Origin of the sequence: Leeuwenhoekiella aestuarii, from assembly GCF_004104055.1 — a bacterium.
Classification (GTDB): domain Bacteria; phylum Bacteroidota; class Bacteroidia; order Flavobacteriales; family Flavobacteriaceae; genus Leeuwenhoekiella; species Leeuwenhoekiella aestuarii.
Genome location: NZ_QOVJ01000001.1, coordinates 876,327 through 892,339 on the forward strand (window position 1 = coordinate 876,327; position 16,013 = coordinate 892,339).

The following is a 16,013-nucleotide window of genomic DNA, read 5'->3' on the forward strand; positions in this document are numbered from 1 at the left end:
TAATGAGATTAACTATTGCCTTACTATTTTTTATTTATTCAATAAATTCTTTGCAGGCTCAGGTCATTAAAATTTTAGATCAGGAAACGCAAGAGCCTATTGAAAATGCTGCATTATATAACACAGAAAAGTCTACCTATGTGGTGAGTGCAACAGATGGTAAAGCGGATATTTCAGCATTCAGTAAATCTGAAACAATTATAGTAACGCACGTTTCTCATCTCACGCTAAAAACAACAAAAGCTGCGCTCATTGCTAAGGGAAATTTGCTCTACTTGTCTGATAATGAAAATGAATTGAATGAGGTGGTACTTTCGGTTTCAAAATTTGAGCAACAAGCGCGGGGTATTTCACAAAAAGTTGTAAGTCTCGATGCAGAAGATATTGAGCTTAAAAACCCACAAACGGCAGCAGATTTTTTAGCACAGAGCGGACAAGTATTTGTTCAAAAAAGTCAGTTGGGTGGTGGTAGCCCAATGATACGGGGATTTTCTACAAACCGCTTACTTTTAACTGTTGACGGGGTGCGCATGAACACCGCTATTTTTCGTTCAGGGAATTTGCAGAATGTGATCAATATAGATCCCTTTACCGTAGACCAGACCGAAATTATTTTGGGACCGGGCTCTGTCGTTTACGGCAGCGATGCGGTAGGTGGCGTGATGAATTTTTACACTAAAAAACCTACATTTTCTTTTGAGGATGGCACTTCGGTTTCCGGGATGGCACTTACACGTTATGCTACTGCAAACAAGGAGAAGACCGGTCACGTCGATATGACCTTCGGACTAAAAAAATGGGCGTTTTTAACCAGTGTGAGCTATTCTGATTTTGATGATTTACGTATGGGAAGTCACGGCCCGAGCGATTACTTGCGTCCAGAATATGTTGTCACTCAAAATGGCATAGATACCGTTGTTGAAAATGATGATCCTAATGTGCAAATACCTACCGGTTTTGATTTAGTAAACCTCACGCAAAAAGTGCGGTTCATGCCAAATAATATATGGGACTTTAATCTGGGGCTACATTTCAGCACTACTTCAGATTATGCGCGTTACGATCGTTTAACTCGTAAACGTGGTGATCAATTGCGTTCTGCCGAATGGTATTATGGGCCGCAATTGTGGTTTATGGGTAATTTGCAAATCGATAAAAAGGGTAATGGAGATTTTTATGACGATGCAAAACTTACTGCTGCCATTCAATATTTTGAAGAAAGTCGAAATGACCGTGATTTTGGAGACCCTATACTTTTTACTACACAAGAGCAGGTAAATGCCTATTCTTTTGATCTGGATTTTACTAAAAAAATGGGTAATGATCGCCTGTTTTATGGGTTGGAATATGTGTATAACAAAATTGGTTCCTACGGAAAGCAAACCGATATCAACACCGGCGACCAAGCGGCAACTGCAACCCGATACCCTGATGATTCCAGCTGGCAATCATTGGCAGCCTATTTAAGTGGACAATTCAATTTGGCTGAAAGTTTAACCTTGCAAACCGGCCTGCGGTACAATCATATATTGATCGATGCCACTTTTGACGATACTTTTTATGATTTTCCATTTGAAAAGGCAGATGTAAGTTTCGGAAACTTCACCGGAAATGCCGGTTTGAATTGGCAAACTGCAGAGAATTTCAATTTAAAACTGAATTTAGGTACAGCCTTTAGAGCACCCAATATTGATGATATCGGGAAGATCTTTGACAGCGAACCCGGTTCGGTTGTAGTGCCCAATCCTGATCTTAAAGCAGAATATGCCTACAATGCTGAAATTGGTGCGGGTTTGCGCGTAGGCGAAAAGTTGCGTTTAGATTTTGCGACCTATTATACCAAACTGAATAATGCGCTGGTACGCCGCGATTATAGTCTAAATGGCGAAACGACCATTGATTATCAGGGCGAGCCCAGCACCGTGCAGGCCATACAAAACGCCGCGAGTGCTGAAGTGTACGGTCTGGAAGCCGGCCTCGAATATTTATTTACTAAAAACTTAAAGCTTACCTCGCAAATCACGATTACCGAAGGGAGTCAGGAAGAAGACGATGGTAGCGATGCGCCATTAAGACACGCCGCACCACTGTTTGGAAATACGCACCTTATTTACCGTATGAAGCGCTGGAAGTTTGACGCTTCTGCAGAGTATAATGGGCAGTTTGATTATGACGAACTCGCCCCTTCGCAGGTAGGTAATGCCTATTTGTATGCACTTGACGCCAATGGGAATCCCTATTCGCCACGTTGGTACACGCTTAATATATACAGCGAATACCAGATCGCGAAAAACTGGAAAGCCACCGCTGCTCTAGAAAATATCACTGATCAACGCTATCGCCCCTATTCTTCAGGTATTTCAGCGCCCGGAAGGAATTTGATTCTGGCGTTGAAGTACAGTTTTTAGAAATACACTAACTTCAGCCTAAACTAAAACCGGGATGAACTTAAAACTACATCACGTTTTCTACTTAGGTTTTGTACTGTTACAGGTATTTTCTGTGCACGCTCAAAGCTATTCGCCTAATCGTACGTATAACGATACGCTCGATTACCGCCCTGTAAATTCTGATTTTATCAATACCAAAGTCGATTCCATAATGACTCTGGGAATTAAAAATCAGGCATTTCCCGGAGCACAAGTGTTGGTGGCCAAAAACGGCAGTATTATTTTTCACAAAGCTTATGGGTTTCATACCTACGACAGTCTGCGGCCGGTTAAAAACGATGATTTGTATGATCTGGCTTCGGTGACCAAAGTGACGGCAGCTTTACCCGCGATTATGAAGCTGGTTGATGCAGGTAAACTCGATCTGGATTCACCTTTTAGCACCTACTGGACCCCCTGGAAACGCCGCCGCGATAAACGCGATTTGACCCTTCGGGAAATCCTTGCACATCAGGCCGGTCTCGAACCTTATATTGTTTTTTTAAGCGATGTACTTAAAAAAGACGGAAGCTTTAAGCATCGGTTTGTACGTGATAAAAAGTCCCGCCGTTTTTCGGTACAGACGTATAACAATCTGTGGTTAAACAAACGTTTTGTGCGTAAAATGTATCGTAAAATCAACCGCTCTGAAGTTTCCGAAGAGAAGAAATACACCTATTCGGGGCTTTCATTTTTGCTATATCCGCAGATTGTAGAGAGCCTAACCGGTGTGCCGTACGAGCAGTATCTTCAGGAAAATTTTTACGGTCCGCTAGATGCTAAAACCTTGATGTTTAATCCAAAACAACACGGTTTTCCACAGGAACGTATTATTCCCACCGAAGCCGATTCTATCTATCGCAAAGCGGAAGTTTTAGGCTGGGTACACGATGAGAATGCGAGTTTGATGGGCGGTGTTTCGGGCAATGCAGGCCTGTTTGCGACCGCAGCTGATTTGGCCAAACTGATACAGATGTATATGAATATGGGCATCTATGACGGCAAGCGCTATATTTCAGAAAAAACCATGCGCGAATTCACGCGGGTTCAATATCCGGATAACGATAATCGTCGCGGTTTGGGTTTTGATAAACCTTATTTAAACAATGCAGAAAAGCCCCTGGCAGAAGCCTATCCCAATCCCGAGGTGAGCCCTGCAAGCTTTGGGCACAGCGGGTTTACTGGTACTTTTGTGTGGGCAGATTCGGTAAACGAATTGGTTTTTGTCTTTCTATCTAACCGGGTTTACCCCAGCCGAACCCATACCGCGATTTACGATCTGAATATCAGGCCGGCACTGATGCAGGTTTTTTATCAGGCAGAGTAGCTTTAGTATTTCAGGGGTTTAAAATCATCATAAGAGATATACAAGTCATTCGTGGTCACATTTTATCTCAATGTCGAAGTATGGGTTTTGAGAGTAAATCTCAGTTTCTTAAGAATCTTCTATGTTAATAAACTGTTGAGATGTAAATTACACCCCCAATTATTGGTTAAGATCATTTAGATTCCTTGTAATAATTTAAATAAATTTTATGAAGTAGTTTTACGTTTTAATCCGGGTATTAGTAATTGGTATTTTCTCACTCATATTTTTTTCTTGTCAACATGAAGAAGAATTTATATCTCCTGAAACTACAATCGTTGAGGATAGTTCAGTGAAAAATTCTAAATTTCCGGACCTACAGGATGTTCAGAGTAATTTTAAATCGAAAACATCTGTAAATAAACTTTTTCGTTCTTCTAAATAGTTCAAAGTCTAGTACAGGTAGTGATTTAAATTTAAGTATTGATTGGGACAATTCTTTCCGTACTGAATTTAATACCGAATTGGATTTAGATGTGTTATATACGCCTCTTCATTTTAATAGCACGAAGCGATTAAAAAGCTTTATCGCCTCTGCAACAATCAATGACACATTGGTTTCCCAAATTGTTACTTTGGCCTATGTGGGAACACCAACCTTAGAATATTTTTCAGGGCTACTGTTTACCCATAATTACGAAGGTATTTTGCAAAGTGTATCTTTTTATGAAGAGGGGGTTTTAATAAAAAGAATCATCAGAAAGGGAAATGGGGATAACAAACAGGGTAAGGCTGGCAACTGTATTAATCCGGCGGAAGGACTTGCTTTTATTTTAGAGTATGGTATTGACGAGTATGAGGCTTATTTTGTGTATAGTACATGTCTTGAAGAGACAACTATTACTGCCCCATCAAGTGGGGGTGATTTTTCTGGTTCAGGAGGTGGTGATATACCCTCTGGAGGTCATCAAATACCTGTAGGCAATAGTTATGTTGGTAATACATCAGGTTCGGGTGGCGGTGGTGCAAGTTCCCCGGGTAATTCAAGCAGCCCTGGCAGCCCATCGTCTATAACGCCAGGCGAGCCTTTTTGGCAGGAAAATGTATCGCCCAGTACCATTTTAATATCTTCATTGTCCTCCCAGTTGAATTTAAACGTTGCACAGACCAACTGGCTGAATGCTCTTTCCGGTACATCACTTTTGCCTTTTCAGATTAGCTATTTTTTACAACTCAATAACAATAGCATTGAAGCCAAAAACTTTGCTAAAGAGGCGATAGGGGTTTTAACAAGATTAGATTTACTTGAGAAGAAGTTTGATGAACAAGGTATAAATCCTTTAAATACCCCTTGGTTAAATGAGCTAAGGGAGATCGTCAAACATTCAGAGGAGCGGCTAAGTGATGATGCGCCAGAATTTATTAGAAATACAATAAATGAGTCTATTGATTTAACTTTACAAACTATGCTTACCGCTACTGCGATAAACCTCTATCAAAATGTGGGCGATGTGGGGAATGATAGCGAAGGGCATAAACAAGAGGTTTTCTTAATGATGGACAAAGTGCTGTTGCTATATTACTTTTTGAGTTTGCAAACGGTTTAGGTCCTGAGAACAGAAGTTTTGATTCTACCTACGACATCACTCAACAAATGCTTGCAGGGGATGTTGTAAGCAATATTAAAACGGATTTCATGAATGTTTTAAGTGATGAAAATCTAAGCTTTGACAATTTTATAATTAATAATCAAAGCCTTCCTGGTAATTATAAATTTAGTCCAGATCATACTTCTTGGAGTGATTCTTTTAATAAGCATATAAATTCTAACTGGGTACAGTTTTTTATAGGAGGATCTTCTTTAACTTATTATCCCAGTAGTCGTTCAGGTTATGTTACTGTTCAAATGCTAAATCCTACTAGTAGAGCCTCCTTGTTACTGCATGCAGGAGAAAAATATGATCGTAGTGATGGCTTTAGGCCGCTTTCAACAATTAATCAAATTTTTTGGTTTGACATTAAGATAGAATGATTATGAAAAAATATTTTACTTGTATTCTATTATTTATCTTGACTAGTTGCCACCTTATTAATTGCGACTTAGATTCGGATTTAGAACCACTTACCGCTAAGCCTGATTCTGAAAGTATCGTCGGAACGTGGTATCCTGATAAACGAACAATGGAAAGCGTTTCAGTATATCGGAAATCTGAAAATCCAGAATTTATAATTTCGAGCAACGGCACATTCAAAATGAGTAGAATTCCGGCTAAAACATTCACACTCTTAACTTCAAAAAATCCTTCAGAAAAAAGTGTAGATGCAACAGGAACCTGGAAACTTGTTGAAAGTAGAGGGTTTGTTTTTCTTTCGATGGATATTATTTTCGAAAAAAATAATTTTCGTTTGACAAAAATGGGGGTGCCTTGGAAAATTAATATTAAAAATGGAAAAGTTGTTTTATTTAGAATGATTGGAGATCCTGACGAGTGCGAGGCAGTGAGATTAATCAAAAAATAAAATACCTTATCTATTACCGTCCCTATTCTTCGGGTATCTCAGCTCCCGGACGTAATCTGATTATGGCGTTGAAGTATACGTTTTAAACCGGCTTTTGCAACGCCTGTTTGATCACATCGCTCCAGATGGCGTAGCCTTTTTTGTTGAGGTGCAAGCCGTCTGACATATAGAGTTCGGGATTGGGTTTGTCGTCTAGGGAGATCATTTGTGAGAACACGTTAATGAATTGCGCATCCAGGCCTGTGATCACATATTCTGAAAGCAATTCGTTAAGCTCCATAAATTGCGGGATGAGATGCGCGCGTTCTACGCTGGGTTTTAAGCTGATCACCGCCAGCGGAACTTTAGGATATTTTGCTTTTACCGCTTTGATAAGCTCTTTAAAGTCGGCTAAGACTTCAAGCGGTGTGCGGCCTTGGGTAATGTCGTTTTCTCCGGCATATAAAATAAGCTTCGACGGATTTACATCTTGAAAGATCTCCTCAAAATAGTGCAAACACCAGGCATACGTAGAGCCGCCAAATCCCAGATTTAAAGTGTGCAAAGGCGCAAGATCCTCTTGCATATGTACCCACAAGCGCACCGAAGAACTTCCGTAGAAAACGTACAAACTCTCTTGGTTTTTCAGTTTTTCAACACGTCGACGCAGGCGTTTGATCTCGTTGGCCCACATTACCGGAGGTTCTTCTTTCGGCACCGCCGAAAAAGTACTGGTCATCAAGCTTTTTACTTTTTCGCGAGCTTCGGCCACATAATTCACATACTTTTTTTGATAGTCTTCGACAAAAGCTTTGACCAACTGAGGATCGTTTTTAGCCACGCGATCACTCATTTTAAACGGCTTGAGGATCTTGCAGTAGAACAAGGTGTCGTTGATGCGTTTGTCAAAATTCACCAAAACCATAGGAATGATAAGCGGTTCGGTTTTAAGGTTTAGGGCGAGGTTGAAGGCTCCTGTTTTAAAAGCTCCGGGAGATTCTTCAGAAGTATACGAAGTGCCTTCCGGACTGATGATCATGTTTTTGTGCTCTTTTAAAAATTCGCTTGCAGCCGTATAAAAAATACTGCGGTTGCTGGTTTTGGCAGCGGCTTCCGGTAGTTCAGATTCTTTGGTGTACACGTTGATGTAGCCCAGGTTTTCATAATAATTTTGATGTCCGTATTCCTGCCCTTGCGCAATACGCACCGTGCGTATACCGGGCTCACCGTATTTATCATCAAGCAAAACGCTGATAAAATGCGAGTCTAAAGTGATCTGAAATTGATTATTCAGCGTGTAAAACGGATGATTCAATAAGTGGTTGTAAATAAAAATATGTCCGGAGTCCTCAGGCAGATTCTCTAAACCTTCTACATGTACCATAACCGACTTGAGCGCTTCACGTGTGGCTTGCGCACAAGCTTTGCGTTTCTGTTGCGGGCTGGTTTCGGGATTGTTTTCGGCGACCGCCTCATAAATAGTGCGCAACGCATTTTTAAACTGATGTTCGCGCCGATCGTGTTTTAAAAACTCGAGACTCAGCGATGCGATATGTCGCTCCAGACTTGTACCCTGCGTTAGTAAATCTTGCAAGGCTTCATAAGCAAACTTTTTAGTGGTTTGATCTTTCAGCAAATGAAATACCGAATGCAACCTCGAATTCACTGTAAGGCGCGCGCGGTTGTTTTCGATCAATTGATACACGGCATCAATACTATGCTTGCCTAAAAGCGAAGTGTAGCGAATGAACGCTGCATTGATTTGATTTCCGATAAGCCAAATGAGGCGGTGGTAAAAACGTTTTTTGAGTCGGTCATCTTTCTTCAGAAGTTGATGCAAATCCAGATGATTGATATGGTAGACCGCTGTTTTTTCGGTGGTGATGGCATTGCAAATATCAGGAAGGTTGAGCAGGGAAGACCAGCCAAAAATAAATCCCGAATTGGAGATGCTGCGCTGGCTGATATCAACTTTTCCTTCGATGCGCTTGATGGCTACCTCGCCGTGAATTAAAATGTACAACCCTTCTGAAGGATGATCTTGCGCATAAATGATTTCGTTAGGTTCATAGTCGCGCCGGTGCGCAAGTTTGGCGAGTTTGCCTAAATGCAGTTCAGAAAATTGATCAAGAAACGGGGAGCGCCGCATCAGTTGAATGATCTCAGATTTCTCGATAGACGCATTTATGTAATACTGTTCGTCTTTTGGAATTTGAAAATTACGTGGTTGTAAAAGCGAAGCTTGCTTGGTCAACGCATTTTTAAGCAGGTGGTAGTTGTTTTGCCCAATCGCAAATAGCAAAGTGTTGACGCCCGGGATATTTGCCTTAAAATCTTTGATAGGCACTTTGTAAAAAGTGGCTTGCTCACTGGCAATTTTTGCGCTAAAGGTATAGCGCTCTGGTGCAAAAAAGCCATTCCAACCTATTGTGGTAAAAACGGTGTCACTATGTGCGACCTGCACTTCTTGTTCTGCATTTTGATGTTGTGTATAAAAGTCAAGACTGCCTTCAATAAGCCAATAGAGGTGTTTTACTTTTTTATGAATGGCGCAAAGTGTGGCGCCTTTGTGTTGAGAAATCAACTGACCGGTAGGCAAGAGCTCTTGTAATAATTGAAGCGAAATTTTAGTAGCAGCACGTGTTTTCAATAGATAGCAGGTTTTAAGTCCTTTACAAATTATCGCATCGGAAGAAATAAAACACATGAGGGGAGGCTAACCGATGAATTTTTAGGGATTTGTAACTTTTGTACGTTTGATTTTTTTGATTCGGCAATATTTAGGGGTTGACTGCTGCAGAGCGGGTTTTTGTGGTACAGTAACCTGAAGCCTTATCTAATATTGCTTCAGTCCTGTGTTCAAGTAGTTTTTTCTATAGGGTATGTATACCGTATATACGCCTTTACTACGCCTTTACCACGGGTGAACCTCGGGTAAAGTACGGGTGAACTATGGGTGAAGCTTTGTGTGTTTGGTATCACTTAGGTGATGGACATGGGTGGGGGTAGTTACAAAGTAAAAGAGATAGACTTCAAAGAAATTGAGTCGTTTATTGGCACCGCCAAAGGGTTTAATACTCCGAGGCTTAACTCGAAATTGAAAATTCGTTTCCAACACATTTCTTAAGAGCTTGCTTTGAGGTAGTTTGCTAATTGATAAAGTACTGATTTATAGTTAGATTGAAGGTTTTGTAAGATACGCTATTTTTAAGCCTTTGTCAACACCTTTGCGAAAATAAAAGTTGGACTTCTGTTTGATTTTTTCTCAAAGAGCTTATCAGTGTATTAACCCGTAGTTTTATAGGTTTTTTTCTAATCTAAATTCCGTAATTTTGCACACTTATTAGAAAACGCATATCATGAGCACAAAGTTCCCTGAATATAAAGGACTTGACCTACCTAAAGTAGCCGAAGAAATTTTAGCCTATTGGAAGGAAAACGACATATTTGAAAAAAGTATTTCTACGCGTGAAGGCAACGAACCTTACATCTTTTTTGAAGGTCCGCCATCTGCAAACGGAATGCCTGGTATTCACCATGTTATGGCGCGTGCGATCAAGGATATTTTTTGTCGTTTTCAAACTCAAAAAGGAAAGCAGGTTAAACGTAAGGCCGGTTGGGATACTCACGGACTTCCGGTAGAACTTGGTGTGGAGAAAGAGTTGGGGATTACCAAAGAAGACATCGGGAAGAAAATCAGCGTTTCAGAATACAACGAAGCCTGTAAGAATGCAGTAATGCGCTACACCGATGTGTGGAATAACCTTACTGAGCAAATGGGGTATTGGGTAGATATGGAAGATCCCTACATCACCTATAAGCCTAAATATATGGAAACAGTATGGTGGCTGCTCAAAAATATTTATGATAAAGGCCTTATTTACAAAGGATACACCATACAACCGTATTCGCCAAAAGCGGGTACTGGTTTAAGTTCGCACGAACTCAACCAACCCGGGACTTATCAAGATGTTACCGATACTACGGTAACTGCACAGTTCAAAGTAGTAGAAGACGAGACGTATAAAGCATCTCCGCTTGCGGCTTTTGAAGGAACAAAATACTTAATGGCCTGGACGACCACTCCGTGGACCTTGCCATCAAACACAGCATTGACCGTTGGTAAGAAAATCGATTATGTTTTAGTAAAGACCTTTAACCAATATACGTTTGATCCTATTCAGGTGGTTTGTGCGAAAGCTTTGGTGGGTAAACAGTTCTCTAAGAAATTTTTCGTTGCCGAAAGTGAGGAAGATTTTACCAATTTCAGCGAAAAAGATAAAAAGATCCCTTATCAAATCGTAGCTGAATGCAAAGGCAGCGAGCTTCTTGAGTTGCGTTACGAGCCGGTGATAGATTATGTACAGCCGCATGACAATCCGCAGGATGCATTCCGGGTGATTGCCGGGGATTTTGTAACTACAGAAGACGGTACAGGTATCGTACATACCTCACCAACTTTTGGTGCAGATGATGCGCTGGTAGCGAAGCAGGCTGAGCCTCAAATTCCACCGATGTTGGTGAAAGATGAGAATGGCAATTTGGTTCCCCTTGTTGACTTGCAAGGGCGTTTTCGTCCTGAGCTGAAAGAGTTTGGGGGTAAGTACGTGAAAAACGAGTATTACGACGACGGTGAAGCTCCCGAAAAGAGTGTTGACGTTGAGATCGCCATTAAACTAAAAGAAGAAAATAAAGCCTTTAAGGTTGAGAAATACGTGCACAGTTATCCAAACTGCTGGCGTACCGATAAGCCTATATTATATTATCCATTAGATTCCTGGTTCATCAAGGTAACCGATGTGCGTGACCGTATGCACGAGTTGAATTTGGGCATCAACTGGAAACCAAAAGCCACCGGAGAAGGTCGTTTTGGGAATTGGCTGGCTAATGCTAACGACTGGAACTTATCGCGCTCGCGTTATTGGGGAATTCCGTTGCCAATCTGGAGAACCGAAGATGGTAAAGAGGAAATCATCATTGGTTCGGTTGCCGAACTAAAAGAAAAAATTACAGAGGCAGTAAAGGCTGGAGTGATGGATGCCGATCCGTTTGCAGATTTTGTGACGGGCGATATGAGTGAAACAAACTATGACCTGATCGACCTGCATAAAAATGTAGTAGATGAGATTAAGTTGATTTCACCAAGCGGAAAACCAATGCGTCGCGAAGCAGATTTGATTGATGTGTGGTTTGATAGCGGAAGTATGCCGTATGCACAATGGCACTATCCTTTTGAGAATAAAGAGAAGGTTGAAGATACCTGGCGCAAGGCAGATTTTATTGCAGAAGGTGTTGATCAAACTCGTGGATGGTTTTACACCTTACACGCGATTGCTACAATGACTTTTGACGATGTGGCGTATAAAAATGTAGTTTCAAACGGACTTGTACTCGACAAGAACGGACAAAAAATGTCTAAGCGTTTAGGTAACGCTGCAGATCCTTTTGAAACATTAAACACTTACGGTCCTGATGCAACGCGTTGGTATATGATAAGCAACGCGAATCCTTGGGACAATTTGAAATTTGATCTTGACGGAATTACCGAAATACAGCGCAAGTTCTTTGGTACACTATACAACACCTATTCGTTCTTCTCGTTGTATGCCAATCTAGATAATTTTAAGTATGCAGAAGCAGATATCGATTGGAAAGAAAGGCCTGAGATTGATCGCTGGATTCTTTCAGAATTACACACGTTGATTGCTCAGGTAGATAAATTTTATGCAGAGTACGAGCCTACTAAAGCGACCCGTGCGATTTCAGATTTTGTACAGGAGAATTTGAGTAACTGGTTTGTGCGTTTAAGCCGGCGCCGTTACTGGAAAGGTGAATATGCACATGATAAGATTTCAGCATATCAAACACTTTATCAGTGTCTAGTGACTGTTGCAAAATTAGGAGCTCCGGTAGCACCATTTTTTATGGATCGCTTGTATAAAGATCTTAATGGTCTAACGCAGCAAGAAGATTCAGAAAGTGTGCATCTGGCAGATTTTCCGGTGAGTAATGCAGCATTTATAGATACGACTTTAGAGCATAAAATGCAGAAAGCACAGACGATATCATCATTAACGCTTTCTCTTCGCGCTAAAGAAAAGATAAAAGTGCGTCAACCTTTGCAGCGCATTATGATACCAGTTCTTGATGAAGCGCAACGTGCAGAAATAGAAGCCGTGCAAGATTTAATAAAATCTGAAGTTAATGTTAAGCAAATAGAGTTAATTGATGATGCTTCGGGTATCTTAGTTAAGAATATTAAGCCTAATTTTAAAGTGTTGGGACCACGCTTTGGTAGAGATATGAAAGTGGTTGCAAATGCTATTAACGCGATGACTGCTACAGATATCGTAACTATTGAAAATCAGGGGCAAATCAATGTGGACATTAATGGAAAAAGTGTTACTTTGACGCCCGAAGATGTAGAAATAACTTCCCAAGATATTGAGGGATGGTTAGTTGCAAGTAGTGGCTCGTTGACAGTAGCTCTAGACGTTACTTTAGATGATGAATTGCGAAATGAAGGAATTGCCAGAGAGTTGGTAAATCGTATTCAAAACTTGAGAAAGGATTCTGGTTTTGAAGTGACTGATAAAATAGAAGTACAATTACAACGTGACGGTAAGGTCGAGCAAGCCGTTAACGAGAATTTAGAGTATATTAAAACGGAGACGCTCACCGCAAAACTCGAAGTTGCAGAGCAAGTTACTAACGGTATAGCCATTGCATTTGACGACGTACAAACAAAGCTGGCTATAAAAAAACAGTAAATAGAATATGGCGGCAGACATCAAAGAACGTTATAGCGACGCAGAATTAGAAGAATTTCGCGTCCTCATTCAGCAGAAAATAGATAAGGCCCAGAAAGATTTGGATCTTATTAAAAGTGCTTATATGAATGACGGTAACAACGGTACCGATGACACTTCACCTACATTTAAAGCTTTTGAAGAGGGCAGTGAGACAATGAGTAAGGAGGCTAACTCTGCGCTTGCAATCCGTCAGGAAAAGTTTATACGTGACCTAAAAAACGCTTTAAACCGTATACAAAACAAAACATACGGTATTTGTAGAGTTACAGGTAAGCTTATTAATAAAGAGCGTTTAAAATTAGTACCTCACGCTACATTGAGTATTGAGGCTAAAAATATGCAGAAATAAGATACATTATTATATTTTTTCAAACGCTTCAGGATTTTCTGGAGCGTTTTTTGTTTCAAGAATTTTATGTTTAAACCCCATTTCCTTCTTTGTTTAGGTTTTTTATTTGCTGTGCTCAATTCAGTTTACAGTCAGAAGCAAATTTTATACACGCAGCCTGCAACTGATCTAGAAGGAGTTTTTGTAAATTCTGATGAGGTTTTTCAAATTCATGTTACAAGTACGAATACAAATGCTATTGAGTTGAAAGCCGAAATAGAGGGTGAAACTTTTGAAACCGTCTTACTGGATGCACATGTAGAAAACAGATTGTGGATTATAAATATCAAACGTGCTCCTGGTTTTCAAAAAATTGATGATAAACTAGCCGCACATAAAGTGTTGTCAGTCGTTCTAAAAATTAAAATGCCACAGAACAAAGAGTTCTGGGTAGATTCTTCTTTAGCTTCTGTTGAGCTAACCGGTGTTTTTAAGTTTATAAACCTCAATCTTTCTAGTGGTGATTGCAAGTTGAAAGCTTTTCGTGGTAGCGGAACCATAAATACCTTGCGGGGTGATATCGAGGTGGAAACGGAAAATAATCAGATAGAAGCAATCACCAGACACGGAAAGCTTCATGTGGAGAATAATGCTTACGGAAGTCAACATTTAAATCTCAAAAGTGTAGATGGGGATATAAGAGTAACCCAGTCTGAATAAATTAATTATTTTTACGCGATAGTCGAACAGAGTTGCTTTAAGCTCGTCTTAGAGTTAAACTGTTTTTTCGATAAATACTTTGAGGGCTTTACCTCAATTAATAAAAAGCACATGTCATTAAAAAAGGCCGTAGGCATTATAGTTCTTATTTTACTTATTGATCAGATCAGTAAAATTTATATTAAAACACATTTCGTCTTACAGGATCAGGTAGTCGTTTTTGACTGGTTTAGAATACTATTTGTAGAAAACGAAGGAATGGCCTGGGGGGCCAAAATACCCGGTAATTATGGTAAAATTATTCTTACTTTATTTAGAATAGGTATTTTACCATTAATAGGCTACTGGCTTTATGATAGCGTCAAGAAAAATGCTTCAAAGATTCTTATTGTAGGAATCTCATTAATTTTTGCAGGTGCCTTTGGAAACATTATAGACTCTATTTTCTACGGAGTTATTTTTAATAGTAGTGCAGGGCAAGTAGCGACCTTTATGCCAGAAGATGGTGGTTATGCCGGCTTGTTTTACGGAAGGGTCGTAGATATGCTATATTTTCCTATGTGGGAAGGTTATTTACCAGAATGGTTGCCTATTTGGGGCGGTGATTATTTTACATTCTTTAATGCGGTATTCAATATTGCAGATATGGCGATAAGCACCGGAGTAGGACTTTTACTAGTATTCAATAAAAGAGCTTTTGCAAAAGAAAAGTAATTATAATTGCTTATAAGGTAATTATAAACTTTGTGCCATAACCTAGTTTGCTGGTTACATCTATTTTTCCACCTAGAGCCTCTACTTCGTTTTTAACGATAAACAGACCTACAGACTGACTATTCTCATTATTGTCTGAACTACGTGTCATATGAAAAACTTGATCGGTTTTTCCCTCTATATCATAACCTTTACCGTTATCCTCTATAATGAGTGACAGTTTTTTGTTATTCTCCAGACAATAAGCCTTAATCTCGGGTTTGCGATCTGGACTCTTATTAATTATACCATTCTTGATTAGTGTATAAAGAATATTGTTTAAAAAATCAGGATTATATTCAATAGTAGGTATCTCAGAAAAATCAGAATAGAGATAGGCTTCTTCTTGCTCAATTAAAGGCCGTAGTTTAGTTTTTACCCGTTCAAAAGCATCTTCAAGATGAATAGCTTTTAAAGGTTCTGATGCTTTATTTTGAATCGAAACCACTTCATTAAGTCTTGCTACGGTACCATTTAAACTGGCAGCGATTTGCTTAAAATTATTAAAGAGCTCTTTTTGATCTTGTGGTAGTTTATTAACATCAACAAGTTCACTGGTAAGCTCTAAATTATTCACGTGTGACTTAATATTGTGTGAAACGTAGTTTGCAAATGTAAAGAGCCGCGAGTTGTTTGCCTCAACCGTTTCAATTGCTTTCTCAAGCATAAGTTCGCGTTCTTTTTCTTGATCAACGTTTACGATAACACCTTTTAGACCAATTATTTTACCATTCTTATCTAGGTCAGGTTTGCTAATTGCGTGTGCCCAAAACGTTTGATTGGTATAGGTGACCATCTTTATAACTTCATCAAAAATGCGCTTTCCCGAAGCAAGTTCTGAAAAGCTTTTAAGTACCATTTCATGATAATCCATGTCAAAAAAATGAAGCGCGTGCTTAAGAGAAGGTCTGTAATTTTCCGGAGTTTCAAGAATAGCCTTCATTTGCTTGTCAAAATAACTCTTCTTGTTGATAAAATCTATACGCCAACCACCGGCACCAACCATTGAGGCAACCTGCTCATAATAAAAGCTTTCCTCCAAATTTTGATCCTTTGATGCAGGCGTTTTTTTCAAAAATGAAAAAAAGCCACTTTGAGGTTTATTCGACATATCTATTTATGCTTTTGAAATGGGAGGTTGAATATAGCAAAAAAATCGCTGTCGT

The 16,013-nt window shown here is 39.8% G+C and carries 11 protein-coding genes; 9 read left to right on the top strand and 2 right to left on the bottom strand.

Features of this window, described 5'->3' with window-relative positions; genetic code table 11:
- Positions 1 to 2 precede the first annotated feature (2 nt).
- The 5 genes from DSM03_RS03945 (at position 3) to DSM03_RS03965 (ending at position 6,255) form a co-directional block, all read left to right on the top strand.
- Positions 3 to 2,408 (top strand): TonB-dependent receptor, encoded by a 2,406-nt coding sequence (locus DSM03_RS03945; RefSeq protein ID WP_128759707.1) that lies wholly within the window; start codon positions 3 to 5, stop codon positions 2,406 to 2,408.
- A gap of 34 nt (positions 2,409 to 2,442) precedes the next feature.
- A complete protein-coding gene (locus DSM03_RS03950) occupies positions 2,443 to 3,756 on the top strand; it encodes a serine hydrolase domain-containing protein (RefSeq protein WP_128763059.1) in 1,314 nt (437 codons plus the stop codon).
- 503 nt (positions 3,757 to 4,259) lie between these two features.
- Positions 4,260 to 5,342, top strand: a complete 1,083-nt coding sequence (locus tag DSM03_RS03955; protein WP_128759708.1) for a hypothetical protein — start codon at positions 4,260 to 4,262, stop codon at positions 5,340 to 5,342.
- An 89-nt stretch (positions 5,343 to 5,431) separates the two neighbouring features.
- A complete protein-coding gene (locus tag DSM03_RS03960) occupies positions 5,432 to 5,767 on the top strand; it encodes a hypothetical protein (RefSeq protein WP_128759709.1) in 336 nt (111 codons plus the stop codon).
- 2 nt (positions 5,768 to 5,769) lie between these two features.
- Complete coding sequence (locus tag DSM03_RS03965; protein ID WP_128759710.1) at positions 5,770 to 6,255, top strand: hypothetical protein; 486 nt, start codon at positions 5,770 to 5,772, stop codon at positions 6,253 to 6,255.
- Positions 6,256 to 6,337: 82 nt separating this feature from the next.
- Here DSM03_RS03965 and DSM03_RS03970 read toward each other — a convergent pair whose 3' ends face one another.
- Complete coding sequence (locus DSM03_RS03970; RefSeq protein WP_128759711.1) at positions 6,338 to 8,884, bottom strand: cyclic nucleotide-binding domain-containing protein; 2,547 nt, start codon at positions 8,882 to 8,884, stop codon at positions 6,338 to 6,340.
- Between the two features lie 709 nt (positions 8,885 to 9,593).
- Here DSM03_RS03970 and ileS point away from each other — a divergent pair.
- The 4 genes from ileS (at position 9,594) to DSM03_RS03990 (ending at position 14,808) form a co-directional block, all read left to right on the top strand.
- Positions 9,594 to 13,004 carry an isoleucine--tRNA ligase gene (gene ileS / locus DSM03_RS03975; protein WP_128759712.1) on the top strand — a complete coding sequence of 1,137 codons (3,411 nt, stop codon included), beginning with the start codon at positions 9,594 to 9,596 and terminating at the stop codon, positions 13,002 to 13,004.
- A 7-nt stretch (positions 13,005 to 13,011) separates the two neighbouring features.
- On the top strand, positions 13,012 to 13,395 hold the full coding sequence (locus DSM03_RS03980; protein WP_073096093.1) for a TraR/DksA family transcriptional regulator: 384 nt from the start codon (positions 13,012 to 13,014) through the stop codon (positions 13,393 to 13,395).
- 66 nt (positions 13,396 to 13,461) lie between these two features.
- Entirely contained in the window at positions 13,462 to 14,094 is a 633-nt protein-coding gene (locus tag DSM03_RS03985; protein ID WP_128759713.1) for a DUF4097 family beta strand repeat-containing protein, read from the top strand.
- 111 nt (positions 14,095 to 14,205) lie between these two features.
- A complete protein-coding gene (locus tag DSM03_RS03990; RefSeq protein WP_128759714.1) occupies positions 14,206 to 14,808 on the top strand; it encodes a lipoprotein signal peptidase in 603 nt (200 codons plus the stop codon).
- 10 nt (positions 14,809 to 14,818) lie between these two features.
- Here DSM03_RS03990 and DSM03_RS03995 read toward each other — a convergent pair whose 3' ends face one another.
- Positions 14,819 to 15,958: a PAS domain-containing sensor histidine kinase gene (locus DSM03_RS03995; RefSeq protein WP_128759715.1), complete on the bottom strand. Its 1,140-nt coding sequence runs from the start codon at positions 15,956 to 15,958 to the stop codon at positions 14,819 to 14,821.
- Between the last annotated feature and the right edge of the window lie 55 nt (positions 15,959 to 16,013).